Source organism: Neolewinella sp., from assembly GCF_965214665.1.
In the GTDB taxonomy this organism is placed as follows: Bacteria; Bacteroidota; Bacteroidia; order Chitinophagales; family Saprospiraceae; genus Neolewinella.
Window position 1 is genome coordinate 1340159 of the sequence record NZ_OZ243970.1, and the last position, 26860, is coordinate 1367018.

Below are 26860 nucleotides of genomic sequence, written 5' to 3' on the forward strand. Positions count from 1 at the left end.
CTACCGACGACAAGCCCCCGACCACGTGGAAGAATACGCCCCGAACGATACCGATGAGCTGACGACCGATGGTGCCATGCAACTCATCGATCCCAGCCTGCCCCAGCTGCTCACGATCCTACCCCTCTCGCAGCGGCCCATTTTTCCCGGCACGGCACTACCCATGACGTTTTCCGGTTCCGATAAGCTGCTGGCTATCCGTATCGCGGTGGAGCAACATGATGGCTTCATTGGGGCGGTGCTGCAGCGAGAGGCCGACTCAGACGACTACCGCGAGTCGGATTACTACGAGGTTGGTACTGTCTACCAAATCCTCAAGGTGATGCCCATGGGCAATGACGCCCTGCAGGTGCTGGGGCGTACCGTACGGCGGTTCCGGCTGCAGCGGGTCGTCCAGACTGAGCCCAGCCTGCGCTGGCGCGTGCAGTACGACGTGCAGCCCACAGCCAAACCCGATCCCGAGCTCAAGGCATACATGCTAGCCATCAGCTCCGACATCAAGAGTCTGCTGGCACTCAACCCCCTGTTTCAGGAGCAGGTGAATATGGTCGTCACCCAGCTCAACTACGAGAAGCCCGGGCAGACCATCGACGTGATCTCTAACCTGGTGAGCTCCGAAAAGGAAAAGCTCCAGGAGCTACTGGAGACCTGGGACATCTCGGAGCGCGCCAAGAAGCTGCTGGAAATTATCAAGGATGAGCTGCAGGTCGCCAAGATTCAGTCGCGCATCAATAAGCAGATCGAGGAGGGCGTCAACGCCAAGCAGAAGGAATACTTCCTGCGCGAGCAACTCAGCGCGATCCGCCGCGAGCTCGGCGAGGAACAGGACGAGAGCGACTCCATTAAGGAGCGTATCCTCGGTATGCTGAAGGGTAAGGAGCTGCCCGAGCAGGTCCGCGAAGTGTTTGACCGGGAGATGAACAAGCTTCAATCACTCAACACCCAGAGCCCCGAGTTCAACGTCACCCGCACCTACCTGGAAACGCTGGCCGGACTACCCTGGGGCATATTTAATCAGGATACAAACGACATTGCCGAAGCCCGCCGCATCCTGGATGAGGACCACTACGGGCTGGTGGACGTCAAAGACAATATCCTGGAGTTTCTGGCAACCATCATCAAGCGGGCCTCCGTGGCCGGTAGCATCATCTGCTTGGTGGGCCCTCCCGGTGTGGGTAAAACGAGTATCGGACAGAGTATCGCCCGGGCTTTGGGTCGGAAGTTCTACCGCTTTAGCGTAGGGGGAATGCGCGACGAGGCCGAGATCAAGGGCCACCGGCGCACCTACATCGGTGCACTGCCCGGTAAGCTCATCCAGGCGTTGGACCGCTCCAAAACCAGTAACCCGGTCATCCTCATCGACGAAATTGACAAATTGGGGAGCGGACAGGGCGATCCTGCCTCGGCGCTCCTGGAAGTCCTCGATCCGGAGCAGAACGAGACCTTCGTCGATCACTACCTGGATGTGCCCTTCGACCTGTCGAACGTACTTTTCCTCACTACGGCTAACCAACTTGATACTATTCCCGGTCCCCTGCTCGACCGGATGGAGGTGATCCGGTTGAGTGGCTATATCAAAGAGGAGAAGATTAAGATCGCCCAGCAGTACCTCATTCCGAAGCAGCTCAAAGAGCACGGCTTCGCCGCCGATGAGGTCACTTTTACGGATGGAGCACTGAACTTTCTCGTAGACCGCTACGCCCGGGAGGCCGGGGTGCGTAATTTGGAGAAGCAACTGCGTAAGATCATCCGCAAGCTCGTGCTCAAGCAGGCTGAATCCGACCAGCACACCTTCGAGGTCACCGCCGAACTGGTGGAGGAGATGCTGGGGCGGCCCCGGTTTACCACCGAAAAATTATACGATAAGCCCCTCCCGGGCGTGGTATTGGGGCTGGCCTACACCTCCCTGGGCGGGGCTACGCTCTACATCGAGGCCCGGGGCGTTCCGGCGGAGAACGGCGGGTTCCGGCTTACCGGACAACTCGGCGACGTCATGAAGGAAAGTGCGCAGATCGCGCTGAGCTACGTGCGCAGTATCCTGCCGCCGGACCGGGCCGACTATTTCGATAAGCACCAGGTGCACCTGCACGTACCGGCCGGGGCTACGCCGAAGGATGGACCGAGTGCAGGTATTACGATGGCGTTGTCACTCTACACACTTGCCACCGATCAGGCACCCATCGACAACCTGGCGATGACCGGCGAGCTTACCCTTACCGGACGGGTGCTACCCATCGGTGGGGTTAAGGAAAAAACCATCGGGGCCCGCCGGGTGGGCATCACCACGCTAATTTTTCCTGAAGACAATAGGCAGGACTTTGAGGACCTGGATGATTACATCAAGGAGGGCATCACGGCTCATTTTGCCCGCACCTTCAATGAGGTGTTGGCGATAGCAATCTAGGCCTCAGCCGCCGACTTACGCTTGCGCGGGGTTTTAAAGAATTCCTTCAGCTGCTTTTCGTTCATGAAGCCGTAATCGGTCCAGGTAGCTACCGTGGTTTTCTTCAGGTCGCGGTAATCCTTGCCGCGCTTGTTGGTGTGCACCTTGATGAGCCGCTTGGTGTAGCGAATGGCCAGTCGACGTAGCTCCTGGTTAAACTGCTCATTGGCAAACACCTTCATGTACACCGGGAAGAGCTTACCCGTGGTGGCAAACCATTCGTTGTAGTCATCGGTGCCGAGGCTCGCAGCAAGCTCGTCGACGTACACCAGAATGGTGCGGCGGATATTTTCGTTGAAGTCACTGAGCCCGTCCTGCTTCAGCACTTCCTCCTGGATCGCTTCCTGCACCTCGGGGTTGTCATAGCCCTCGCCGTGGATACGGTCGGTAAGATTGAAATAGGCCGTGAGATCGTCGGGCAGACTGCGGTCTACGATTTGACCGAGCTTCGCCTCTTGCTCCTTTCCGAACGTGACGCTACTGTCGTTCTTGAGCCGAAGAATGAAGGTTAGGATCTGCGAAGACACCCGCTCCGGGTCGGCCTGGCGCTCCCGGTTGAGTACCTCGGTAAGGGCCTGTTGGGCCCCCTCCTCCTCCACCGGTAGGTAGGCGCTGTAGATAACCAGCGGCTCGATGAGTTCCTCCCGACCGGCGAACTCTTCGGTGGTTACGAACTGGTAGAGCGGTCCGGGCAGGGCATCGTTATTTAGCGCTGGATTTGACACGCGGTAGAGCAAGAAGTCCACGAAGTGCTTCGTGTGGCTGATCAACTCGGGCTCCGTCTGGGGTGCCGGGGCGTAGTGGTAGTTCCGGCTTTTGAACTGCCGCTTGTAGCGATTGAAGATCGTCTGCCGCCCCTGCTGCGTACGGGCATCGTCCGACTTTTGACTCAGCAGGAACTGTCGCACCCGCTTGGTGGGGATCTCATCGATGAGCCCCGTCACGTAGATGTCGCTACTGAGCGCGAAGCCTACCTGCACGGCCTGACCGATGCGGCTGCGCAGCTGGTCGAAGTTCATATTGCCGGCGATGTAGGTCAATATGGAGCCAAAGTGATCATTCTGCTGTCGGTAGTAAAACAACTCATTAATCTCAGGACGGAGCACACTATAGCCCAGAATACGGGGCAGGAACAGCCCCTCGAAGCGGTCGTCGAGCAGGTAGCGCTCGAAGGACTCGATCTCGAAGGGGGAATAATGGTTGATTTGCTCGTGGGCCGCCTCAAGCTGGGGTTCGAATTCGGCCTTGAGGGCCTCGTACTGCTCATCTTCTTCCTCCTCCAAGTACTGCGCCAGGTGGGGGCTGGCCTGAATGGCCTCGGCAATGGCATCGAGGTGGGCCTTATAGGTATCGTTTAGTTCGTACATGACGGCGGTCGTTTTTCCGGTAATAAAAGAAAACCCGGTAGTGCCAGTTAAGGCAGAACCAGGTGGGGCGGCTCCCGTGAGCGCGCGATTTTTGCGAAGATAGGCAATATAGTACAATGCTGCCTCTGGCAGCGGCAGCAAGATGCTGCCTCTGGCTGCGCTACACTACCACGCCAGCGCAGCCGGAGGCTGCCTTTTTCCTCCGCGGTCGGAGACCGCATTGTACTTACAACCGCCTGTGGTTTATTCCGTTATCTTACCGTAAATTCTATCCATGGAACTCATAGTAATTCTTCCCCTTATCCTGCTGCTCCTGGTCATCACCGGCAGCTTCTTCACCGTCAAGCAACAGAGCTCGGCGGTACTGGAGCGTCTGGGCCGTTTCCAGGCTATCCGGGGGCCGGGCTTTCACTTTAAGGTGCCCTTTGTAGATAACGTAGCCGGCAAGGTGAGCCTGAAGGTACAGCAACTAGACGTTAACGTAGAAACCAAGACGAAAGACAACGTATTCGTCAAACTAAAGGTCGGCGTGCAGTTCGCCGTTGGTGCCGATAGTGTCTACGATGCGTTCTATAAGCTGGACAATCCCTACGAACAGATCAACTCCTACATTTTCGACGTGGTACGCGCCGAGGTGCCGAAGATGAAGCTCGACGACGTCTTTGAGCGTAAGGACGACATCGCCAATGCCATCAAGATCGAGCTGCAGGACGCGATGAAGAACTACGGCTTCAATATCGTAAAGGCCCTGGTGACCGACATCGACCCCGACGCCACGGTGAAGGTGGCCATGAACCGCATTAATGCCGCGGAGCGCGAAAAGCTGGCCGCCGAGTACGAGGGTGAGGCAGATCGCATTCGCATCGTAGCTAAGGCCCGTGCCGAGGCCGAGTCGAAGCGACTACAGGGTCAGGGTATTGCCGACCAGCGCCGCGAGATTGCTAAAGGACTCGAAGAGTCCGTCGACATTCTCAACAGCGTAGGCATCAACAGCCAGGAGGCCTCGGCATTGATTGTGGTCACCCAGCACTATGATACGCTACAGAGCATGGGCGAGAACGTGAACTCGAATCTGATCATGCTACCCAATGCCCCTACCGCTGGCTCCGATATGCTCGCTAATATGACGGCCAGTTTCGTAGCCAGCCAGCAGATGGGTGAGGAAATGAAGGCCGCTAGCGATAAGCTTAAGGCGGAGAAGCAACGCGAGAAGATCAAGCTGGAGCGGTAATTGTAATTGACGATTCGGATTACGGGTCCCGAGAGCAGCGGGAAAACGACCCTGGCGCAGGCACTCGCCTGGAGCCTCGATGGGTGGTTGGTCGCCGAGCAGGCTAGACCATACCTAGCAGAACTCGGTAGGCCCTACCAGGAACACGATCTACCACTCATCTGGGAAGCCCAGCAGCGGGCGGAGTATACTGCTCGCAGCAGTGGCGCCTCTTTTATCATTTGCGACACCGGCCCGGAAGTCATCCGCATATGGTCGAAAGTCAAGTACGGGCGGTGCGCTGCGAGTGTACTGTCGGCCTGTAAGGTGGTGCCGTACGATCTTACCCTTCTCTGTGCACCCGACCTGCCCTGGACGTATGACCCCATGCGGGAGCATCCGGAGGGGGGGGCTAGGTGGGGGTTATTTGCGCGGTATCGAGAGCTGTTGCCGAATGCAGGGGTGGTGCGGGCCGAATATCGAATCGAGCAAGCGGTAACTTACGTCAACGAATGGCTCGAGATTCAAAGGTCGAGCGGCCTCCGGCCCGAGCATGTATAGCAGGAAGTTTGTTCTACTTCGGCCGCAGGCCACTCGACCTTGCTACGTAGAGGTTAACACCACTTACTAGCCGATCCTGACCACCAAATCATTCGCTTCCACCAGCGTCTTCTCCTTTAGGGGTAGCAGCGTCACCTCTCCGGCAACCGGACTAGTAATTGTCGATTCCATCTTCATCGCCTCGATGACGAACAGGGGGTCACCGGCCGCGACCTCGTCGCCCATCTTAACCAGGATCCGGCTTAGGTTACCCTGTAGCGGACTACCCACCTCGTTCTCCCCGCCGGCCTTTACGTTAGCCTTCACCTTGCTGTCGATCTGCCGGTCGCGGACGGTCACGCTGCGCGTCTGTCCGTTAAGACTGAAAAAGACCAGCCGGTTGCCCAGCTCGTCGGGCATGGTCATGTTGAGGTACTTGATGGTGATACGCTTGCCGGCGCTCAGGCGGACCAGGATCTCCTCATTGGGCTTGAGGCCATAGAAGAAGGCCAGGGTAGGAATGTTGGCCACCTGCCCGTAGTCGTTCTGAAAGGACTTGTAGTCGGCGTACACCCGGGGGTAAAGTTCGTAGCTCAGTACATCCATCATGGTAGGCTCCTCCCCAAATTCCTCCTGGAAGCGGGCGGCGGCGGCGGCGAAGTCGATGGGGTCGAGGTGGGCATTGGGCCGGTCCGTATAGGGCTCCTCCCCCTTGAGCACCAGCTGCTGGACCTGCTGATCGAACCCGCCCTCGATCTGTCCGAGGTCGCCGCGCATCAGACTTTTGACACTATCGGGAAAATCGAGCTTGTCCCCTCGCTGCCGGACGTCCTCGGCCGTCAGCCCATTGCTGGTCATAAACATAGCCATGTCACCGACTACCTTCGAGCTGGGGGTCACCTTGACGAGGTTACCGAAGAGCTCGTTGGCCGCGGCGTAGTTTTTGCGGATGGTGCTAAACTGGTCCTCGAGTCCGAGTCCGCGGACCTGGGGGCGGAGGTTGGAGTACTGTCCGCCGGGAATCTCGGTGTCGTAGATCGTAGCCGTGCCGGCGCGTAGCTCCGTCTCGAAGGGATAGTAGTAGCTGCGCACGGTCTCCCAGTAGTCGGCGTACTCATTGAGTAGGGGCAGATTGACGGGGTTCTCACGCTCGTGGCCCTGCATCATGGCGGCGATGCTGTTGTAGCCGGGTTGGGAGGTGAGGCCGCTAAGGCTATTGATAGCTACGTCCACGATATCGACGCCCGCATTGATGGCCTCCAGGTAGGTAGCACTCTGGATGCCGCTCGTGTCGTGGGTGTGGAGGTGGATGGGTAGGTCAACCGTCTCGCGCAGTGCGGTGATGAGCTCGGTGGCCGCCAGGGGTTTGAGCAGGCCGGCCATGTCCTTGATCGCGAGCAGGTGAGCACCGGTGCTTTCTAGCCGCTTAGCCAGATCGAGGTAGTACTGTAGGGTGAATTTCGCCTCCCGGGGGTTCGTGAGGTCCCCGGAGTAGCAGATGCAGGCTTCGGCGAGACTATCGGTATTCTCGCGCACGGTGCGGATACTAACTTCCATATTCTTCACCCAGTTCAGGGAGTCGAAAATGCGGAAGAGGTCGATGCCCCCGGCGTAGCCTGCTTCCTCTCCGTCGGCATCGTAGCGCATGGAGCCGCGGGCGGCCTCCTCGATGAACTTCACGATGAGGTTGTCCGGATAGGCCTTATAACCCACGGCATTGCTCCCCCGCAGGAGCATCTGGAAAATGGTGTTGGGAATCGCCGTCCGCAGCTTACGCAGCCGCCGCCAGGGGTCCTCCTTTAGAAAGCGGAGGGCTACGTCGAAGGTAGCTCCACCCCATACCTCCATACTGAACAGATCGGCGGGCTGGTTGACGGCGTAGCTGCGCGACACATTAAGCATGTCAATCATACGCATGCGGGTAGCCAGCAGGCTCTGGTGAGCGTCGCGGTAGGTTGTATCGGTGTACTGGATGCGCTTTTCCTGCTTGAGCCAGTCGATGAAACCCTCACGACCGAGCTCCTGTAGCCGGTCCCGACTCCCCGTGGGGATGTCGGCGTAGACGTCGTAGGCGGGTACCACGGGCTTGAGGAAGGTGCGGCTGGTGTCGACGTACTTCACGTCGGGGTTGGAGTTAACAATTACGTCTGCCACGTACCTCAGCAGGCGGGTGCCCCGGTCGCGGAAGCCGCGCAGTTCCATCAGTTCCGGATGGTCCGGGATAAAGCGCACGGTAGCCTTACCCTCCTGAAAATCCTCGTTTTCGAGCAGATTGAGCAGGAAGCCGATATTAGTCTTGACCCCGCGGACGCGGAACTCCCGCAGGGCACGGTGGAGGCGTTCGGCCGCGCCCTTGAGGGTACGTCCGGTCCCGGTGACCTTGACCAGTAGACTATCGAAGTAGGGCGAGATAATAGCCCCGGGAAAGGCCGAGCCGGCATCGAGTCGGATGCCCATACCACTGGCCGAGCGGTAGGCGATCAGGGTACCATAGTCGGGCTTGAAGTTGTTAGCTGGGTCCTCGGTGGTCACCCGGCACTGAATGGCAAAACCATTGGCCTGGATGTCGGCCTGGTCCTTGATGAATATAGTAGGGTGATCGAGGGGATAGCCCATAGTGACCAGAAACTGGGTGCGTACCAGGTCAATGCCCGTAATCTCCTCCGTAATCGTATGCTCCACCTGGATACGGGGATTGACCTCAATGAAGTAGATCGACTCGTCCTGATCGACGAGAAACTCCACCGTGCCCGCACAGTAATAATTGACGGCCTCGCCGAGCTGGAGGGCGTAGTGGTAGAGCTTATCCTTCGTCTCCTGGGAAAGATTGGGGGCGGGGGCCACCTCCACCACCTTCTGAAACCGCCGCTGTACCGAGCAGTCCCGCTCGAAGAGGTGGACCAGGTTGCCGTGCCGATCGCCCAGAAGTTGTACCTCGATGTGGCGTGGGTTCTCGATAAATTTTTCGAGGAAAATCGTACCGTTTCCGAAGGCCTTTTCGGCCTCGCTGCTGGCATCTACCACCTCGGTGCGTAGCTGGGCTTCGTCACGAACGACGCGCATCCCGCGTCCCCCGCCCCCCGCCGCGGCCTTGATGATGACCGGGTAACCGATACGGGCGGCCTCACTGGCGGCTACGGCCGGATCACCGATGTTCTTGTCACTGTCCTGAATGAGCGGCACGCCCACCCGCTTTGCCAGCTCCTTGGCGGCCACCTTGTCGCCAAGCTGGTCCATGCTGTCGGGCGAGGGACCGACGAACTCGATGCCGGCGGCCAGGCAGGCGCGGGCAAAATCGACGTTCTCCGACAGAAAGCCGTACCCCGGATGGATGGCGTCTACTTTCTTGTCCTGCGCCAGTTTGATGATCGCTCTGATGTCGATGTAGGGCCGCAGCGGCTCGTCGTCCGGCCCGATCTGGTAGCTCTCATCGGCCTTATAGCGGTGCAGGCTGTAGCGGTCCTCGTAGGTATAGATCGCTACCGTGCGCATCTGTAGTTCGCTGGCGGCGCGTAGTACGCGAATGGCGATTTCACCGCGGTTGGCAACGAGGATTTTCTTAAACCGTCTTTTGTCCTGGGCAAGCATAGCGTGGGGGAGGTACGTGGGTTGGGCGGAAGATAATTAGGAAGCGAGGGAACGGGAGGACCAAGTTTTTGGGGAAGTACGATGGGACCTCGTGCACTGCTTGCACCTGCGCCCCCGCTCCGCGTTAACCGCAGATTAATTTTATTTAGACAAAATAAAAATAGGCGTGCTTCTGCTTGGACGATCACAGTATGCCACCCTACATTTGCGCTTATTAAGATTCAGTATAGATAAGTAGTTTACTATGGTTCGTTCCATTATCCCCGTGGTGGTATTCACCCTCCTGCTCACCGGCTGTAAAGACGACGATGACGTGCTAGCTCCCATCGTGGAGGTGCCCGATAGTTATTCCTTCAGTCGCGGCGGACAATCGACGGTTTCTTTTGACGGACAGTCCACACGCATCGCGATGGCCGAAGAATTGGTAGCTGCACTCCGCGACACCGCCCGCAAGGAGGCCGAGCTGTTGGCCATGTTCCGCAACGAGGGACCGAATGGGGAGGACGTGGCTCCTTTCTCGATCGATACGCTGAACGCTTCCGATAAGTCGATCCGTAGTAAGGTGGCGGCCAGCGCGGACTACTTCACGGCTAACGCCACGGATGCCGCCGCCATTCGCAGTACCCTTGAGGGCCACCTAAGCCGGCAGGTAACCGAGGTGTTTCCGGCCTGGAATACGCTGGCGCAGGCCGGACAAGCCGGTCAAATCGCCGACGGCACTAGTACCCGCTACGTTAATGCCGGGGGCTTGGAGTACAATCAGGCCTTCGCTAAATCACTGATCGGAGCACTGATGCTCGACCAGGCGATTAACAATTACCTAAGCGCCAGCGTACTCGACGAGGGCCGAAATCGGGAGGACCAGGTGGCCGCCACCCCGGAAGACGGGCAGGCCTACACTACCATGGAGCATAAATGGGATGAGGCCTATGGCTACGTGTTCGGGGCCTCGCCGGATGCGGCCAGTCCGCTGGCTACCGTAGGTGAAGACGACAGCTTCCTGAACGAGTACCTCGGGCAGGTAGACCGCGACGCCGACTTTGCCGGGATCGCCGAGACGGTCTTCCGGGCTTTTCTGCGGGGCCGCGCAGCGATTGTGGCCGGTGACTTCGCCGAGCGCGATGCTCAGGCCGACATTTTGCAGGCCCAACTTAGCAAGGTGATTGCCGTGCGTGGTACCTTCTACTTAGCGCGGGGTGCCGATGCCCTGGAATCCGCTACCGGGCCCCAGTCTTCCTTCCATGCCCTGAGTGAGGCCTATGGCTTCGTGTACAGCTTACAGTTCACGCAGGACCCCGCTACCGGTGCGCCCTACTTTACGCGACAGGAGGTACTCGGCCTACTCGATCGCCTGTACACCGATCCCGCCGACGGTTTTTGGGGAGTCGATCCCGCCGGCATCCGTGCACTGGGCGAAGAGATCGCCTCCCGCTTCGGTTTTTCCTTTTCCGCCGCCGCTAACTAGCCCCGCCTATGCCCCGTCTGCTTTACCTCCTACCCTTCTTACTGCTGGCCTGCGCCAGCGACGAGCCCACGGAAGAAAAGGCCACCTTCGACCGTGGTGCGATGCTCGCCCACTGGGCCGATAACCTCATCGTGCCTGCTTACCAGGACTTTACCGCGGCGGCCCGCGCGCTGGATGCTTCCGTTGCCGCCTACGCTGCGGCACCCTCTGCCACTACGCTGACCGTGGCACGGGGGGAATTCGAAACTGCCTACCTGAGCTGGCAGCGGCTAAGCCCCCTCATGGTAGGCCCGGGGCAGGAGCTGCGGCTACGCGAGCAGATTAACGTTTATCCCACCGACACCGCGCGGCTACTTGGGCAGGCAAATGACGATCTAACGCTACCGTCCAACGTCGACGTCCAGGGCTTTCCGGCGCTCGACTTTTATTTATACGGCACCGGCGACCCCGCCCGCTTTGCTACCGAGCTGTCTCGCCTGACCGCCCGTATCGTGGAGCTGTCCGCCGCCGCAGAGGCAGCCTGGACCGGGGGCTACCGCGACACCTACGTAGCTAGTAGTGGCAACAGTGCCACGGCCTCGGTGGACCGCACCGTAAACGTCTGGCTCGAATGGTACGAGCGTAACCTACGCGCGGGAAAGGTGGGTATCCCCGCCGGCATTTTTGGCAGCACACCCCTACCCGACCGCGCGGAGGCCCCCTACCACGGCGGGCTGAGTAAGGCCCTGTTTTTGGAGGCACTGGATGCTGCGGATGACTTTTTCTCCTCCGATCCTAGTCTGGCCGCCTACCTCGATGCGCTCGAGGTACGCCGCGACGGGGAGCTGCTGAGTAGCCGCATCCGGGCACAGTTTCGTACCGCTCGCGAACGGGCAACTGGGCTCGATGCGAATTTCGCCACCCAGGTACGCACCGACCATACCGCCATGCTGCAACTATACGATGCGCTGCAGGCCAATGTCGTTCTGATCAAGGTAGATATGCTACAGGCGCTGGGTATCAACGTAGACTTCGTGGATGCGGACGGAGACTAGCGCCAGCCCCTTGGTCGTCTTCCGCACCGGCTTCGGCCTGATGATGCTGCTGAGTATCGTCCGCTTCTGGGCGTACGGTTGGATCGATAAGCTCTACCTGCAGCCCGACTTTCACTTTTCCTACCGGTACTTTGAGTGGGTGCGTCCGCCGGGGCAGTTTACCTACGCGCTTTTTATCGTGGCGGGCCTGGCGGCTTTTTGCATCACGATCGGCTACCGCTACCGGCTGGCGATGGGCACCTTCTTCCTCAGCTTCACCTACATCGAGCTGATAGATAAGACCACCTATCTCAATCATTACTACTTTATTAGCCTACTTTCCCTATTACTTTGCTTCATCCCCATACCGGCAGGTTGGGCGGGGGCGCGGGGATGCAAGGTTGATCGTAGTTACATCCGTGTGCTACAGGTGTTCGTAGCGGTCGTGTACTTCTACGCCGGCCTCGCGAAGCTGAATTCGGACTGGCTTCTGGAAGCTCAGCCGCTGGCGATCTGGCTACCGGCGAAGTATTCTGTGCCCCTGCTGGGCGATCTGCTACAGCAACGTTGGGTGCATTATGCCTTTGCCTGGGGGGGGGCGGCCTACGATCTGGCAATTCCCTTTCTGCTCTGGTGGCGGCCTACGCGGGTACTGGCTTTTGTGCTCGTAGTGGTGTTCCACGTGCTGACGTGGGTGTTATTCCCCATTGGTATGTTTCCATACATCATGATAGTGAGTGCGTTGATCTTCTTTGGGCCGGAGGTGCACGATCGGATTGTAGGGGGGTTGGCGCGGATTGGTCGCCTCTGGCCGTCCGACGGGGGGAGGCCGTCCGACGGGGGGAGGCCGTCCGACGGGGGGAGGCCGTCCGACGGGGGGAGGCCGTCCGACGGGGGGAGGCCGTCCGACGGGGGGAGGCCGTCCGACGGGGGAATTGGGAAAATACAGTTCGTAGCAATAACTGGGATGCTCATTTTGCACCTCATCTTCCCCTTCCGCTACCTACTCCACCCCGGCGAGCTCTTCTGGACCGAGGCAGGCTACCGCTTTTCCTGGCGGGTGATGCTGATGGAAAAAGCGGGGGTGGCCACCTTTACGGTGCAGGACCAGGCCAGTGCGCGGCGGGTGGTGGTCGATAATCGGAACTTCCTGACCGTTTTCCAGGAGAAGCAGATGGCTACGCAGCCGGATTTCCTACTACAGTACGCTCACCATTTGGCGGATCATTACCGGCAGCGGGGCTTTACCGATCCGGCGGTGTATGTCGACAGCTACGTAGCCCTAAACGGACGGCTGAGTCAGCGGTACGTCGATCCCGTGATCGACCTAGCGGCAGTGGACACCGATACCCCCGTCACCCAGTGGCTTATGCCGTTCAACGATACAATTTATGGACTGTAGGGGCATCAGCGTAAGTCGGATCTTTTTGGTATGGGTGGCGCTCTTAGCGGGCATACTATCCGCCCAGTCGACCGTAGTGCTAACGGTAGTGGACACGAGTGGCGCCCCGCTTCCCGAAGCAGAAATCTTTGCTGCCGAAACCGCTAGGATCACTACGACCGGTCCTACTGGAACGGCAACGCTGAGCTTTCCCGCCGGGGTGGACACCCTTACCCTGACCGTCTTCGCCCCGGGCCTCAACAGCGAGCAGTTGCAACTCGGCCAGGGGGAAGGTCCGCGTCGCATCACGCTTCGCCCCCTGAGTCTAGCGCTTAGCTCCGTACTCGTCACCGCCGAGGCCCGTCGCCGCGAGGCGCTGACCCGATTACGCGCGGTAGAGGGCACGGCCATCTACGCCGGCCGCAAAACGGAGGTAGTCGCCCTCGACGCGCTCACCGTCAACCTAGCAACCAATCAGGCCAGACAGATCTACGGCGAGGTTTCGGGACTTAACATCTACGAAAACGACGATGCCGGACTGCAGCTCAACATTGGCGGCCGCGGCCTGGATCCCAACCGCACGGCCAGCTTCAATACCCGGCAGAACGGCTACGATATCAGCGCCGACGTACTGGGCTACCCCGAGAGCTACTACACCCCGCCGGCCGAGGCCCTGGCCCGCATCGAGGTGGTACGGGGGGCGGCTAGTCTACAGTACGGCACCCAGTTCGGGGGCCTAGTCAACTTCGTGTTTCGTGAGCCGAATCGGGCGAAAAAAAGCGAGCTCGTAAGCCGGCAGACCGTAGGCTCCAACGCGCTATTCACCTCCTTCAATAGTCTGAGCGGGCAACTGGGCCCCCTGGGCTACTACGGCTTCTACAACTACAAACGGGGGGATGGCTTCCGCCCGCACTCGGGCTTCGACTCCCATACGGCTTTCCTGCACCTCGATGTTGCACCTGCGTTCTCGGCTGATACTAGGATTAGTTTGGAGTACACCCATCAGGACTACCTAGCACAGCAGGCCGGCGGACTCACCGATGCGCAGTTCTACCGCGATCCCTATACCAGTAACCGGGCGCGCAATTGGTTTGCGGTGGACTGGCAACTATTCAGTCTGCGCCTAGCGCATAAATTCGGTGATCAGGCTACGCTGAGTGTCAATGCCTTCGGATTAGACGCCTCCCGCCGGGCGGTGGGTTTTCGGACTAACCGGGTGAGTCAGGTGGATGATACCGAGGCTCCCCGCGATCTACTGATCGGTAAGTTTCGCAATTACGGCGCGGAAGCTCGTCTACTAAAGCGCTACCAACTCGCTGGCCGGGAGGCGATTGCCCTGATTGGGATGAAGTATTACCGGGCCCAGAATTCCGCGGTGCAAGGACCGGGTACGGCGGGCAGTGACGCAGATTTCAGCCTGGCGACCGACCGCTTTCCGAGTTACCCGAATCAGTCGGACTTCGTATTCCCGAACCGCAACCTAGCTGTATTCGGCGAGCATATTTTCTACCTCAGCGACCGGCTCAGCGTGACGCCCGGGGCCCGATTCGAGTACATCCGTACGGCCTCCGAGGGCAGCTACCGTCGTTTTGATTTCGACCTGGCTGGCAACGCCATTCGTGACGACCGCTTTACGGACGATCGGGAATTTCTGCGCAATCTCTTGTTGCTCGGCGTAGGCCTGAGTTACCGCCGCAGTGAGCAACTGGAGTTCTTCGCCAACCTCAGTGAGAACTACCGGTCGGTGACCTTCAACGACATCCGTACCGTGAATCCAAGCTTTCAGGTCGACCCGAATATTCGTGACGAGCGGGGATACACGGCCGATGTAGGCGTGCGGGGGCGCAGGTTGCGGTGGTCGTATAATGCCAACGTGTTTGCCCTTCGTTACGGCAATCGGCTGGGCGAGGTCCTCACCCCCGAGGTACGCACCAACGCAGACGGGGAGGAGGTAGAGACCGGACGTATCGTGCGACTGCGCGGCAATATTGGCGCCGCCTTTCTGTATGGCCTGGAGTCTTTGATCGAATACCGGGCGCTCGATGCGGTATCCGACCGTGAGGTACCCTATACCCTGACTGCGTTCGCCAATACGAGCGTGACGGATTCGCGCTACACAAGCTCGGCTACGCCAGGGGTAGCTGGCCGTGAGGTGGAGTTCATCCCCCGCCTGAACCTAAAGACCGGGCTGCGCTTTGGCTACGGCGACCTACTGGGGTCACTACAGTTTAGCTATCTCTCGCGGCAGTTTACCGATGCGAGTAATGCGGAGCAGGACCACAGCGATAACCAGAGTGGAATCGTGGGCAGCATTCCTGCCTACGGGGTGGCTGATCTAAGTCTAAGCTACCGGTACCGGCGGTGGACGGCGGAGGCCGGGATCAACAACCTGTTGGATGCGATGTACTTCACGCGGCGGGCTACGGGGTATCCGGGGCCGGGGATCATTCCTAGTGCGGGGCGGACGTTTTATCTCACCGTGGGGGTGAAGCTATAGCGCCTATTCTAGCACCGCAACATCCTGCTCGCCGAACTCGACGAGGATGTTATCACCGATGGTGGTGGAGAGGACGAGGCCGCTGTAGGTGACGTAGATGGGCCAGGCCTTGTGGCGGCGATCCACCAGGACGGCTACTTCTATCTTTTTGGGTAGCACCTGTTGCAGGGGGGCCAGGGCGTAGAAGAGGGTGCGGCCGGTGTTGGCCACGTCGTCAACCAGTAGGATGGGTTTGCCGGCGAGCTCCTTGACATCATGATCGAGGGTAGCGCCGCTACCGAGGGGGTTACGGGGGTCGATGCGCAGATTCCAGAGGTAGAGGGGCGAATCGGAAAGACCGGTCAGCTCGTCCATCAGTCGCCGGGCGAGTTCCATTCCCCGGTTGTTGATGCCGAGGATGTAGAGCTCGCGTTCTTGCGTATTGTGCTCCAGGATTTCCATCGCGAGGCGGGTGACCTTGGCGTTGATTTGCGCATGGGTGAGTAACTGCATGGCGTTAGGGGGGTCTTATTCCTGGATCATTTGCAGCAATTTACGCACCTGATCCACGATCGTGACCTTTCGTTTGCCCTCCGGGGTCTGATTGGCCTTGCGCAGTTGTAGGCGGAAGACATACATGCTGCGGGCACCGAGGGAGAAGGTATCGTCGGCGAGAAACAGCTTATCGACGGGTACCTCGCTGGTGTGGGTATCCATCAGCAGCTCCCAGCGGGTGTATTCCTTGACCCCCGGCAGGGTGAAGTCTACGCTCTCCCAGTACCCGTTGAGGATGAGTAGGAAGATATCGTCCTTGATGCGGCGGCCGCGTTCGTCGTACTCGTCCATCCCCTCCCCGTTAAGGATCATACCGATGCTGCGTTGGTTGGGATCGGCCCAGTTTTCGGCGGTCATTTCGTGGCCGGTGGGGTTTAGCCAGAGGATGTCGCCGATGCTTTTTTCGGTCACCTTCTGCCCGTTGAAGAAACGGCGGCGGTGGAAGACAGGATTCTCCCGGCGTAGCTCGATCAGGGTACGGGTAAACTCGTGCAGGGCGGTCTGTTCCTCGGTCCACTCCCAGTCAAACCAGCTGATCTCGTTATCCTGGCAGTAGGCATTGTTGTTGCCGCTTTGCGTACGGCCGTACTCGTCGCCCATGGAGAGCATCGGTACCCCCTGGCTCAACAGCAGAGTGGCCAGCTGATTACGCTGCATGCGCAGGCGCAGACGATTGATCTCGGGGTCGTCGGTAGGTCCCTCTACGCCGCAATTCCAGCTGTTGTTGTGGGTCTCGCCGTCGCGGTTATTCTCGCCGTTGGCTTCGTTGTGTTTTTCGTTGTAGCTGTACAGATCGCGCAGCGTGAAACCGTCGTGGGCCGTCACGAAGTTGATGCTGGCCATGGGCCGGCGGCCGCTGAGCTCATACAGGTCGCTGCTGCCGGTAAGACGGTAGGCCAGGTCGGCCACGCCGCTGCTGTCGCCCTTCCAGAACTCGCGTACGCTATCGCGGTACTTGCCGTTCCATTCGCTCCAGAGTACCGGAAAGCCGCCCACCTGGTAGCCACCCGGGCCAACGTCCCAGGGCTCGGCAATGAGTTTGACCTGGCTGATGATGGGGTCCTGGTGAATGGTATCGAGGAAGGTGCTCAGTTTGCCCACCTCGTAGAGTCCGCGCGCCAGCGCACTCGCTAAATCGAAGCGGAATCCATCGACGTGCATTTCCGTGACCCAGTAGCGCAGACTGTCCATCACCAGCTGGAGGGGGCGAATATGGACCATGTTGACGGTGTTTCCCGTACCGGTGTAGTCCATGTAGAACTGCTTATCGTCCTCCACCAGCCGGTAGTACGCCTGATTATCCAGTCCCTTCATGCCCAGCATGGGGCCGTAGTGGTTGCCCTCGGCGGTATGGTTATAGACCACATCGAGGATCACTTCTAGTCCGGCCTTATGTAGGGCCTTGACCATATCCTTGAACTCATTGACCTGGTTGCCGGCCCTTCCGGCGGCGGCGTAGTCGGCGTGGGGAGCGAAGAAGCTCTGGGAGTTGTAGCCCCAGTAGTTGCGCAGGCCCTTATCTACCAGGTGGCTGTCCTGCACGAAGTGGTGTACGGGCATTAGCTCCACCGCGGTGATCCCTAGGTTCTTTAGGTACTCGATGGTGACTGGGTGGGCCAGCCCGGCGTAGGTACCGCGTAGCTCCTGAGGGATTTCCGGGTGCTGCTCGGTGAGGCCCTTCACGTGCATCTCGTAGATGACCGTATCGTGCATGGGGGTCTCCAGGAGCGTATCGCCCTCCCAGTCGTAGGAAGTATCAATAATTACACCCTTGGTGATGAAGGGGGCGGAGTCCGCCTCGTCCATGGTGAGGTAACGGTCGGGGTCGCTGCTTTCAATGGGGTACGGAAAGACGGCGGGATCCCAGTCGATGGTACCGTCGATGGCCTTAGTATAAGGGTCGATCAGTAGCTTATTCGGGTTGAATAGATTGCCGTGGTGCGGGTTCCACTCCCCGTGAGTGCGGTAGCCGTAGCGCCAGCCGGTCTCCAGGTGGGGTACAAAACAGTGCCACACTTGATCGGTCTGTTCCATCAGCTGAATTCGGTAAGCCTCCTTATTGGGCGATTCGCGACGAAACAGGCACAAATCGATCTGGGTGGCGTGCTCGCTGAACACTGCGAAGTTCACGCCGGCGGAAGACCAGGTAGCGCCCAGGGGGTAAGGCCGACCGGGCCAGACCTCGATGTCCTTAAATTTACCGTAGGGTTTTGTCTCTTGCTGCTTAGTGATTAGTTGATCCGTTGTCATAGGGCAGGTTTCCGCAGCGATAGCTGCGTAGTGAACTATCCTAACCGAGCCCGGCCCAAGCCGTTCAATACCCTCACCTAATAACTTCCTGCCGCCAGCATGACTAGGGTGCAGGCGGCTACTACCTCGATGCCATTCGCACGGGCTAGCCGCATCAACTCCGCGTTCTCCGTACCGGGGTTGAAAATGATGCGTCGGGGCGCTACCCGCAGTAGCCAGTCGTAGTATTCCGGTTGGTGCCGGGGGCCTAGGTAAAGGGTTACGGTATCAACCTCCGGTACGTCCGGCTTGCCATTCAAGATCTCCTGGCCCTGTACACGCCCCTGCTTAACTCCTAAGGGAATGATGACGTGCCCCTGGCGGGCGAGCCGTTCGGCGGCGATGTAGGCGTAGCGGTCCGGGTTGGTGGTGGCACCAAGGATAAGGGTAGTTTTCACCGTGTTGAGTAGTTAATACTTTACGTAGGCTGCATCGGTACTGAACAGCATATTAGTGACCGAAGTAAGGGCGGCCGTATGGGCCGCATTGTGAGAAGACTGGGCGTATTCACCTACGGCAAGCAGGCCCTCGGCCGCCTCCCGATCCCCCTGGAAACGAGCTAGCTCCTCCGTGTAAAGATCGTCGAGTACGGCCAGCTCCGCCTCCTCGGCCCTGCGGCCGGTGACCAGTCGGTAGGCCAATCGTAGCTGCTGGTCGGGCTCGCCCCCGGCTTCCTCCTGTACCCGCTGAGCGAGTACCCGCGCGGCCTCCACGAACTGAGGGTCATTGAGCAGGTTCAGGGCCTGTAGCGGCGTATTAGTCTCGGAGCGTTTCACCAGGCAGATGTCGCGGCTACCGGCATCGAAGGTGGTCATGAAGGGCGGCGGTGAGGTGCGTCGAATAAAGGTGTACATGCTGCGCCGGTAGAGCTTATCCCCGTGGTCGGGTACGTAGTGCAGTAGGGCCTGGCTGAAGTTGAGCTTTTCGAACCACAGGCCCTTCGGCTGGTAGGGCTTGACGCTCTGCCCCCCTACGACTGGGTTAAGCAAACCACTCGCCGCCAGGGCATTGTCGCGAATCATCTCCGCCTGTAGGCGATGGCGGGCACCCCGGGCCAGTAGGAGGTTATCGGGGTCCGCCTGCAACTGTTCGTCCGTCGGCGTACTGCTACGGCGGTAAGTATCGGAGAGTACAATGCTGCGGATGAGCTGGCGCAGGTCCCAGTCGTCCTGTAAGCGACTAGCCAGGTAGTCAAGTAGGAGCGGGTGAGTAGGCAGACTACCCTGGCTGCCGAAGTCGTGGGGCGTGGTGACGATTCCCTGCCCGAAAAACAGTTGCCAGTACCGGTTGACGATCACCCGGCTGGGCAGGGGGTTCTCGGGCGAAAGCAGCCAGTCGGCCAGGCCGGCGCGATTCTGCTGGTACTCCTGCGACCAGGGGAGTATACTGGCCGGTGTACTGAGCCCGACCTCCTTACCCGGCATATCGTAGGCACCCCGCAGGAGCACGTGTGTTTTACGGGGGTGGCGGGATTCGGCCATCACCATCAGGGAGGGGACGGTATCGGTATAGGGCTCCCGTTTGGCCTGCAACTCGCGCAGCCGCCCCGTAAGCTGGCGGTAGGCGGGGAGCTGGTGCAATCGCTGACGGTTGACGCCGTCGCGGCTCGGCTCGCGGCCGTACTCCTGGGCCACCTCGGCCGGGGATACGGTCCGGTAGTATATCCTTAGGTCATCGAGTAGGCCCTGAAAGATCGCGTTATCTCCGGTATAGACGCGGTGCGACCGGCCCACCCACATCTCGCGCGTTTCACAGTCTTCCCAATCATCACAGCGTGGGGGCATAAACGTGCCGGTGAGTCCATCAAACAGGACCTCCTGCGCCGCCAGATCGCCGTTCAGGTAAAGGGTGGTACCACTTGCGCGGCCGCTACCATCGTAGCTGAATCCTACCTGGTACCATACACCCCGCCGCAGCGTATCGAGGGTCCTTACCTTAATCAAATCGTCGGGCAGCTGATGGGACAAACTGATGACCAGGTGGTTCTCATCGTCCAGGAAAAAGTCAATGCCGCGCCAGCTGTCTTCCTTATTGCCGCTGGTAGAAAGCAAGGTCTGCTCTTTTCCCCCTTCCCGCTTGCTGGTATTGACCCAGGCGGTCGCGGCCACCGTTTCGTTGACGTGGATGCTCCCCGCCTCGCCCAGATTAACCAGATCGTACGCGTCATCAAATACCCCCACTGTACCCCGCTCCTCATTCTGGCCCAGTTTGAATTCCCCGGCCGTGGTGCCCAGGTTGTCAAGTCGTTCCTTCTCCAAGCGCTCAAAGGGTAGAAACATATCCGGGCGGCCCCGGGACTCTAAGTCGCTGGCAAAGTCAGCGAGCTCCGCAGCGGTAGGGGAGAGTTGGGAGCGCTCCCGATCCAGGGCTTCGATCTCCTGGCCGATCTCCTGGAGGAGCTGATTTGTCTTATCGTCGGAGATTACCAACAGCGGACCGAAGTCCCCGTCATTGGCCGTCATGCCGAGCTCCTCGATCGTATTGAAGAAGGCTGAAAAGCTATAGTACTCCTCCTGACTCAGGGGGTCAAACTTGTGGTCGTGACAGCGGGAGCACTCCATGGTCAGACCCAGCAGTCCGGTAGAGACGGTGTTGACTCGATCGAAGACGTAGCCCAGCCGGAACTCCTCGGCGATAGCTCCCCCTTCCGAGGTCATGGGGTTCATGCGCAGAAAGGCCGTTGCGAGGCGAGACTCCTGTGTGGGCTCGTCAATCAGGTCACCGGCCAATTGCCAGCGGATAAAGTCGTCGTAGGGAAGATTACGCTTGAAGGCGGCAATGACCCAGTCGCGGTAGGGCCAACTGGTACGCAGGCCGTCGGCGTGCAGGCCGTGGCTGTCTGCATAGCGGGCTACGTCGAGCCACTCCATGGTCATCCGCTCGGCGTAGGCATCGGTCTGTAGCAACTCCTCGACCCTGGCCCGGTAGGCCTCCTCACTCGGGTCGGCGAGCCACTCGTCCAGCTCCTCCAGCGAGGGGGGCAGGCCGGTGAGATCCAGGTAGAGCCGGCGTAGGAGCACCTCCGGCTGGGCGGGGCCGGCAGCTGCGAGGTGCTCCTCGGAAAGCCGGGCGTTGATGAAGTTGTCTACTGGGGTAGCCGCTGCCGGATAGCCAGCCGGGTCAGCGGGTACGGCGGGGTCCTCAATTGGTAAGAAAGCCCAGTGGTCCTTCCAGGTGGCACCGTCCTCGATCCACCGTACGAGCAGGGCCTTCTCCTTGTCGTTGAGCGCAAGGTGACTTTCCGGGGTAGGCATCATGACGGCGGGGTCGTCGGAAAGAATGCGGTGCACCAGCTCGCTCTGTCCCGGCTTACCCGGTACCACGGGGGTCCGACCCGTCTGGGTTAGTTCGACGAACAGGTCGTCCTTACGATCAAGCCGCAAACCCGCCTGCCGCGCCGCCGCATCGGGTCCGTGACACGAGTAGCAGCGGTCGCTGAGGATGGGACGGATATGCTGGTTGAAGTCAACCCGCTGCGGCAGCCCTTCGTATGCGAGGGCAACGCCCTGGGGAAGGTCAGGGCCACAGGAGCAAAGCAATCCAAGCAGGCCTAAAAGAGAGATGTAGCGCATACTAAGCGATTAGATCGTGCTTCACCTCACCGTGTACGTCGGTCAGCCGGTAGCGCCGCCCCTGGTGCTTAAAGGTGAAGGCCTCGTGGTTGATACCCAGTAGGTGCAGTAGCGTAGCCTGAAAATCGTGGATGTGTACCGGATTCTCGGTGATGTTGTAACTGAATTCATCCGTCTTGCCGTAGATCAGTCCGGCTTTGGTGCCGCCCCCCGCCATAAAGATGGTGTAGCACCGGGGGTGGTGATCGCGCCCGTAATTAGTGGCAGTCAGGCGGCCCTGGCTGTAGGCGGTGCGCCCGAATTCTCCGCCCCACACCACCAGGGTATCTTCGAGCAGTCCTCGCTGTTTGAGGTCCGTAATGAGGGCGGCCGTGGCCTGGTCCGTACTCTTGGCCTGGGTGGTCACGATACCGGGGGCATTGCTGTGAGCATCCCAGCCCCGGTGGTAGAGTTGGATGAAACGGACGTCCTTCTCGGCAAGCCGGCGGGCCAGCAGGCAGTTGGCCGCGTAGGTACCGGGCACTCTGCTCTGCTCGCCGTACATCTCGTAGATATACTCGGGCTCTCCCTCGATGTCCATCAGTTCGGGCACCGAGGTCTGCATGCGAAATGCCATTTCATACTGGGCAATACGGGCCTCAATCTCCGGGTCCTTACTTTTCTCGAGTTGTAGCTCCTGCAACTCCCGGAGGTGATCGAGCTGACTACGCCGTGCCCCGCGGGTGATTCCACTCGGATTACTCAGGTACAAGACCGGGTCGGCACCGGAACGAAACTGCACGCCCTGGTGCTGACTCTCCAAAAAGCCCGCCCCCCAGGCCCGGGCGTACAGTGGCTGACTGCCTCCGTGCCCCTCGCTCGTGAGGACCACGAAGGAGGGCAGGTTCTCATTTTCAGACCCCAGACCGTAGCTCACCCAACTACCCATGCTGGGCCGGCCCGGAAACTGGCTGCCCGTCTGAATGAACATCGTGGCCGGGTCGTGATTGATCGCATCGGTGTGCATGGAGCGCACCCAGCAAATATCGTCGACGATCTGAGCGGTGTACGGCATGCGGTCGCTGAGCGTCATGCCACACTCCCCGTACTGCTGGAAATCGAATACCGAACCCGCCAGCGGGAAGCTCCCCTGCCCGCCCGACATGCCCGTGAGCCGCTGCCCCTGCCGCACCGAGGGGGGAAGCTCCTGACCGTTCATCTGGCGCAGCATGGGCTTATCCTCAAAAAGGTCCTGCTGGGAGGGGGCCCCGGACTGGAAAAGGTAAATGACCCGCTTGGCGCGTCGGGGACCGCCGTGGAAGATACTGGGGCCACTGGCGAGCGCAGAGCCGCCTCCTAAGCCTTGTACCTGCGGCCCCGCCCCCCTGCCTGCCTGCAACGGATTGATCAGACCGGCCAGGCTAAGTGCGCCTAGACCGAGCCCGAACTTGGATAAAAAATCGCGGCGGCTGTGGAGGTTTTCGTAATTGTTACAGTGCATGGGCGTCGGGGGCGTAATCCACTGTAAGATACAGTTTTACTTACGCATCAGTTCTACCTGTGGCCAAATGTCGCCGATGAGACTGACCAGTCCGTAGATCAGCAGTTGAATACCGATGGCCATGACCAGAAAGCCCATGATGCGGCTGAGGGCAGAGAGCCCGGCACGGCCCAGAAGACGAAAAAGGAGGGGCGCGTAGTGCAGGATGACGAAGATGAGTAGGGCCATGACGGCCACCACGCCTATGATGAGCAGGCTATTCTGCCAGCCCAGGTTCGCCGCCGAGTACCCGATGAGGAGTGAAATACTGCCCGGACCGGAAAGCATCGGCATGGCCATGGGCGTGAAGCTAATGTCGTCCTTCTGCTGGGCCTCCTGTTCCATCTTGCTGGTCATGCGGCGGCGCTCGAACTTGGAGTTGAGCAGTCCGTAGCCACTGTTGACGATGATGAGTCCGCCGGCAATACGTAGGGCGTTGAGCGAGATGCCGAAGAAATTCAGGATGAGGGTACCGGCGAAGAAGAAGACCACCAAAATGAGCATGAAGTATAGCGAGGTACGGCGGGCGGTGGCGGCGCGTTCGCGGGCAGTGTAATCATTGGTGAGTGTCAGGTACATGGGTACCGCGCCAAGGGGGTTGACGACCGAAAACAGGGAGCCCAGAGTGGCAAAGAAGAAGGCAAGCATAGGGCGGGGAACGCGGGTGCAGCCACTAGGTTGAGCGAGACTTCCCGCGCCAGGCTAGGCTTCGCTCGTTCATGATTTCGCAAGTCTCGCGGTCGGCGATGACTTCGTTGCCCAGGGCAATGGCCCGGCGCAATTGCGTTTCGTCGAGCTGGTGGATGGCCGGCTTTTTGGTCCCCAGCACCTCCTGCCACTTTTGGCCGAATAAGTTGTCGTACACCACGCGCAGGAAGCAGTGGTTCATGACGATGGGATAGCCTTCGCGGCGGGCTACTGCGGGGAAGGTATGGTTGGCCTGGTGCCGGAGCTGATCCTTGAGTGCTTCGAGTTCAGCCAAGAAATGCAATTAGGTGCCGGGCGAGTTCTTCCCCCTTCTCTTCCTGGATGAAGTGGCCGCCGCCCTCAATACGCGTGTGGGGGTGCCCCTTTGCTCCGACGATACGTTGTTGCATCACCGTATCCCCGCCGCGGGTGATGGGGTCCTTGGTCCCAAACAGTGTTAAGAAGGGCCGCTCGAACTGCTCCAGGGTACGCCAGGCGCGGCGGTTGTGTAGTCCTTCCGCATCATCGGGTGAGGAGGGCACGAGGCTGGGAAAGACTCGTGCTCCGGCCTTATAGGTCTCGTCGGGGAAGGGGGCATCGTAGGCAGCTACTACCCTATCACTTAACTCACTGTAGGTACCGAGTTGTATGACCCCGCCAATGGGAAACTCCTCGGCCGTCTCGGCAAACTGCTTCCACTGCTGGAACACCTCCGAGGGAGTCTCCTCGCCGGTTGGTAAGAAGGTATTGGAAGCGGTGACAGTAGCAAAGCGGTCAGGCTCGGCGGCAACCATACGTAGGCCGAGTAACCCACCCCAGTCCTGACAGAATAGGTTGATGTCACGTAGTTCCAACGCATGGACCAACTCCGTGAGCCACTCCAGGTGACGGGCGTAAGTGTAGTCCTCCCGCCGGCGGGGCTTGTCGGAGCGGCCGAAGCCGATCAGGTCCGGTGCGATGCAGCGAAAACCGGCCTCCGTAAGGGGTGGAATCATGTGCCGGTACAGAAAGCACCAACTGGGCTCCCCGTGTAGCAGCAGCACTACGCGGCCCTCCGACGGCCCCTCGTCGAGGTAGTGCATCCGCAGCCCCTCCCCTACTTCCCAGTAATTCGGAGCAAAGGGAAAGTCGGGCAGATCGGCAAAGCGTTCGTCGGGGGTGCGGAGGGCGTCCATGGGTGGGGCTACAGCCGCTCGTAAATACCGGCGATGCCCTGTCCGCCGCCCACGCAGGCGGTGACCATGCCGTACTTGAGGTCGCGCTGCTTCATCTCGTCGAGCAACTGGATGGAAAGCTTGGCACCGGTGCAGCCCAGGGGGTGACCGAGGGCAATGGCCCCGCCGTTGACGTTGATGATCTCGGGGTCTAGCCCGACCTCCTTGATGACCGCCAGGGACTGGGTGGCGAAGGCTTCGTTGAGCTCCACGAGTTGGATGTCACTAAGCTGTAGGCCGGCTTGCTTGAGTGCTTTAGGGATGGCTACACAGGGACCAATACCCATGTAAAGCGGATCGACGCCGCCAACGGCACAGCTTACGAGGCGAGCTAGGGGCTCCAGATTTAATTGCTTGACCAACTCCCCGCTCATGACGATGACGAAGGCTACCCCGTCGCTGGTCTGACTGGAGTTGCCGGCAGTGACGACTCCGTCCTGCTGGAAGACAGCGCGCAGCTTACCCAGCGCCTCCATATTGGTGCCACGGCGCACACCCTCGTCGACCGCTACGGTGTGGGAGCTAGTCTGCCGCTTGCCGTCCTTGACGAATACTTCCTCCACCTCGATGGGCACGATCTGATCCGCAAAGCGACCGCCGTCGATGGCGGCGGCGGCCCGCTCGTGGCTGCGTACGGCAAATGCGTCGGCTTCTTCGCGGGTGACCTCGTATTTCTTGGCTACGGCCTCGGCCGTGATGCCCATGCTGACGACGTAGTCCGGCGTGTTACTGGCCACCTCGTAGCTAGGCGCTAGCTTGTAACCCGTCATGGGGATGTGGCTCATACTCTCGGCCCCACCGGCTACGTAGCAGTGTCCCATACCGGCCTTGATCTTAGCTACGGCCATCGAGATGGTTTCTAGGCCGCTGGCGCAGTAACGATTCACGGTCACGCCGGGTACGGACTTGCCGAGTGCCCGTAGGCTGATCTGGCGACCTACCTGTAGCCCCTGTTCGCCCTCGGGGTTGGCACAGCCTACGAGGACGTCATCGACGGTGGCGGGGTCGATGTCCGGGTTGCGCTCGAACAGGGCTTTGATGACGCGCACGGCGAGGTCGTCGGAGCGGAAATTTTTGAATCCGCCGCGGCCGGCTTTACCGACGGCGGAGCGTAGGCCGGTGATGATGTATGCGTCTTGGGAGGAAGTCATGTCGATGGAATTAAATAGCGGATGTGTCGATAGTACTTGGTATCCAGTATTTTCCGGAGCTTTTCTTCGGGATAATCAGTACGTTGTACTACCTCAATTAGCACTTCTTTGAGAGGGTCAAGATTAGTTTTGATCACGGTGAAGGGAACGATGGGATCCAGCCCCCGGTAATCATAAGCAATGCGATTGCGCATCGCGGTGATGTTGCGCCATGGTATGGTAGGGAAGTCAGCCTTTACATTCTCCGATAACTTACGGCATTCTTCTCCAATGACCATAAGCAGGGTCACGCAGGCGTTGTAGTTCATTTGGTCGTTGCCCTGATAGAGTTCTTCGTTGGTTTCAAAACCATCGCTGTAGATGTATAGCTTCTCGATTGCCTCTAGCATA

The 26860-nt window shown here is 59.6% G+C and carries 19 protein-coding genes; 7 read left to right on the forward strand and 12 right to left on the reverse strand.

Annotated features, from left to right (window positions below; translation table 11 throughout):
• Positions 1–25 precede the first annotated feature (25 nt).
• A complete protein-coding gene (gene lon / locus ACOOHD_RS06005) occupies positions 26–2404 on the forward strand; it encodes an endopeptidase La (protein ID WP_420460667.1) in 2379 nt (792 codons plus the stop codon).
• Here the strand turns inward: lon and ACOOHD_RS06010 are convergent.
• Complete coding sequence (locus ACOOHD_RS06010) at positions 2401–3810, reverse strand: hypothetical protein (protein ID WP_420460668.1); 1410 nt, start codon at positions 3808–3810, stop codon at positions 2401–2403. The two genes, lon and ACOOHD_RS06010, sit on opposite strands and share 4 nt — an antisense overlap.
• A 274-nt stretch (positions 3811–4084) precedes the next feature.
• On the opposite strand from ACOOHD_RS06010, the gene ACOOHD_RS06015 reads away from it, so the two are divergent.
• Positions 4085–5041: an SPFH domain-containing protein gene (locus tag ACOOHD_RS06015; protein ID WP_420460669.1), complete on the forward strand. Its 957-nt coding sequence runs from the start codon at positions 4085–4087 to the stop codon at positions 5039–5041.
• 6 nt (positions 5042–5047) lie between these two features.
• Complete coding sequence (locus ACOOHD_RS06020; RefSeq protein ID WP_420460670.1) at positions 5048–5581, forward strand: AAA family ATPase; 534 nt, start codon at positions 5048–5050, stop codon at positions 5579–5581.
• 66 nt (positions 5582–5647) lie between these two features.
• On the opposite strand, the gene ACOOHD_RS06025 is transcribed toward ACOOHD_RS06020, so the two are convergent.
• Positions 5648–9148 (reverse strand): pyruvate carboxylase, encoded by a 3501-nt coding sequence (locus tag ACOOHD_RS06025; protein WP_420460671.1) that lies wholly within the window; start codon positions 9146–9148, stop codon positions 5648–5650.
• Positions 9149–9392: 244 nt separating this feature from the next.
• Here ACOOHD_RS06025 and ACOOHD_RS06030 point away from each other — a divergent pair, with 244 nt between their 5' ends.
• The 4 genes from ACOOHD_RS06030 to ACOOHD_RS06045 are packed head-to-tail and all read left to right on the forward strand — an operon-like array spanning position 9393 to position 15504.
• The gene (locus ACOOHD_RS06030) at positions 9393–10613 is read left to right on the forward strand and encodes a DUF4856 domain-containing protein (protein ID WP_420460672.1); all 1221 of its coding nucleotides are present in this window, start codon (positions 9393–9395) and stop codon (positions 10611–10613) included.
• Between the two features lie 8 nt (positions 10614–10621).
• The gene (locus ACOOHD_RS06035; protein ID WP_420460673.1) at positions 10622–11647 is read left to right on the forward strand and encodes an imelysin family protein; all 1026 of its coding nucleotides are present in this window, start codon (positions 10622–10624) and stop codon (positions 11645–11647) included.
• Complete coding sequence (locus ACOOHD_RS06040) at positions 11631–13028, forward strand: HTTM domain-containing protein (protein ID WP_420460674.1); 1398 nt, start codon at positions 11631–11633, stop codon at positions 13026–13028. Before ACOOHD_RS06035 ends, ACOOHD_RS06040 begins: the two co-directional genes overlap by 17 nt.
• Positions 13018–15504: a TonB-dependent receptor family protein gene (locus tag ACOOHD_RS06045; RefSeq protein ID WP_420460675.1), complete on the forward strand. Its 2487-nt coding sequence runs from the start codon at positions 13018–13020 to the stop codon at positions 15502–15504. Before ACOOHD_RS06040 ends, ACOOHD_RS06045 begins: the two co-directional genes overlap by 11 nt.
• Positions 15505–15507: 3 nt before the next feature.
• On the opposite strand, the gene ACOOHD_RS06050 is transcribed toward ACOOHD_RS06045, so the two are convergent.
• From ACOOHD_RS06050 to ACOOHD_RS06095, 10 genes are all read right to left on the reverse strand, one after another.
• Complete coding sequence (locus tag ACOOHD_RS06050) at positions 15508–15996, reverse strand: phosphoribosyltransferase family protein (RefSeq protein WP_420460676.1); 489 nt, start codon at positions 15994–15996, stop codon at positions 15508–15510.
• 15 nt (positions 15997–16011) lie between these two features.
• Positions 16012–18288 (reverse strand): glycogen debranching protein GlgX, encoded by a 2277-nt coding sequence (glgX, locus tag ACOOHD_RS06055; RefSeq protein ID WP_420460677.1) that lies wholly within the window; start codon positions 18286–18288, stop codon positions 16012–16014.
• A gap of 77 nt (positions 18289–18365) precedes the next feature.
• Entirely contained in the window at positions 18366–18725 is a 360-nt protein-coding gene (locus tag ACOOHD_RS06060; RefSeq protein ID WP_420460678.1) for a CoA-binding protein, read from the reverse strand.
• 12 nt (positions 18726–18737) lie between these two features.
• The gene (locus ACOOHD_RS06065; RefSeq protein ID WP_420460679.1) at positions 18738–21899 is read right to left on the reverse strand and encodes a DUF1553 domain-containing protein; all 3162 of its coding nucleotides are present in this window, start codon (positions 21897–21899) and stop codon (positions 18738–18740) included.
• A 1-nt stretch (position 21900) separates the two neighbouring features.
• Positions 21901–23379: a DUF1501 domain-containing protein gene (locus ACOOHD_RS06070; RefSeq protein ID WP_420460680.1), complete on the reverse strand. Its 1479-nt coding sequence runs from the start codon at positions 23377–23379 to the stop codon at positions 21901–21903.
• Between the two features lie 36 nt (positions 23380–23415).
• A complete protein-coding gene (locus ACOOHD_RS06075) occupies positions 23416–24066 on the reverse strand; it encodes a MarC family NAAT transporter (RefSeq protein ID WP_420460681.1) in 651 nt (216 codons plus the stop codon).
• Between the two features lie 25 nt (positions 24067–24091).
• A complete protein-coding gene (locus ACOOHD_RS06080) occupies positions 24092–24400 on the reverse strand; it encodes a hypothetical protein (protein ID WP_420460682.1) in 309 nt (102 codons plus the stop codon).
• Positions 24393–25280: a haloalkane dehalogenase gene (locus ACOOHD_RS06085; protein WP_420460683.1), complete on the reverse strand. Its 888-nt coding sequence runs from the start codon at positions 25278–25280 to the stop codon at positions 24393–24395. Before ACOOHD_RS06085 ends, ACOOHD_RS06080 begins: the two co-directional genes overlap by 8 nt.
• 8 nt (positions 25281–25288) lie before the next feature.
• Positions 25289–26470, reverse strand: coding sequence for a thiolase family protein (locus ACOOHD_RS06090; RefSeq protein WP_420460684.1), 1182 nt, complete (start codon positions 26468–26470; stop codon positions 25289–25291).
• Complete coding sequence (locus ACOOHD_RS06095) at positions 26467–26859, reverse strand: DUF86 domain-containing protein (protein WP_420460685.1); 393 nt, start codon at positions 26857–26859, stop codon at positions 26467–26469. Before ACOOHD_RS06095 ends, ACOOHD_RS06090 begins: the two co-directional genes overlap by 4 nt.
• Position 26860: the final 1 nt, after the last annotated feature.

Bases quoted from the DNA above. Each gene is read 5' to 3' on its own strand.
- ACOOHD_RS06085 (WP_420460683.1), bottom strand. From the start codon at position 25,280: ATGGACGCCCTCCGCACCCCCGACGAACGCTTTGCCGATCTGCCCGAC.
- ACOOHD_RS06065 (WP_420460679.1), bottom strand. From the start codon at position 21,899: ATGCGCTACATCTCTCTTTTAGGCCTGCTTGGATTGCTTTGCTCCTGT.
- ACOOHD_RS06070 (WP_420460680.1), bottom strand. From the start codon at position 23,379: ATGCACTGTAACAATTACGAAAACCTCCACAGCCGCCGCGATTTTTTA.
- ACOOHD_RS06010 (WP_420460668.1), bottom strand. From the start codon at position 3,810: ATGTACGAACTAAACGATACCTATAAGGCCCACCTCGATGCCATTGCC.
- ACOOHD_RS06095 (WP_420460685.1), bottom strand. From the start codon at position 26,859: ATGCTAGAGGCAATCGAGAAGCTATACATCTACAGCGATGGTTTTGAA.
- ACOOHD_RS06035 (WP_420460673.1), top strand. From the start codon at position 10,622: ATGCCCCGTCTGCTTTACCTCCTACCCTTCTTACTGCTGGCCTGCGCC.
- glgX (WP_420460677.1), bottom strand. From the start codon at position 18,288: ATGACAACGGATCAACTAATCACTAAGCAGCAAGAGACAAAACCCTAC.
- ACOOHD_RS06075 (WP_420460681.1), bottom strand. From the start codon at position 24,066: ATGCTTGCCTTCTTCTTTGCCACTCTGGGCTCCCTGTTTTCGGTCGTC.
- ACOOHD_RS06030 (WP_420460672.1), top strand. From the start codon at position 9,393: ATGGTTCGTTCCATTATCCCCGTGGTGGTATTCACCCTCCTGCTCACC.
- ACOOHD_RS06045 (WP_420460675.1), top strand. From the start codon at position 13,018: ATGGACTGTAGGGGCATCAGCGTAAGTCGGATCTTTTTGGTATGGGTG.
- ACOOHD_RS06090 (WP_420460684.1), bottom strand. From the start codon at position 26,470: ATGACTTCCTCCCAAGACGCATACATCATCACCGGCCTACGCTCCGCC.
- ACOOHD_RS06025 (WP_420460671.1), bottom strand. From the start codon at position 9,148: ATGCTTGCCCAGGACAAAAGACGGTTTAAGAAAATCCTCGTTGCCAAC.
- ACOOHD_RS06015 (WP_420460669.1), top strand. From the start codon at position 4,085: ATGGAACTCATAGTAATTCTTCCCCTTATCCTGCTGCTCCTGGTCATC.
- ACOOHD_RS06040 (WP_420460674.1), top strand. From the start codon at position 11,631: ATGCGGACGGAGACTAGCGCCAGCCCCTTGGTCGTCTTCCGCACCGGC.
- ACOOHD_RS06050 (WP_420460676.1), bottom strand. From the start codon at position 15,996: ATGCAGTTACTCACCCATGCGCAAATCAACGCCAAGGTCACCCGCCTC.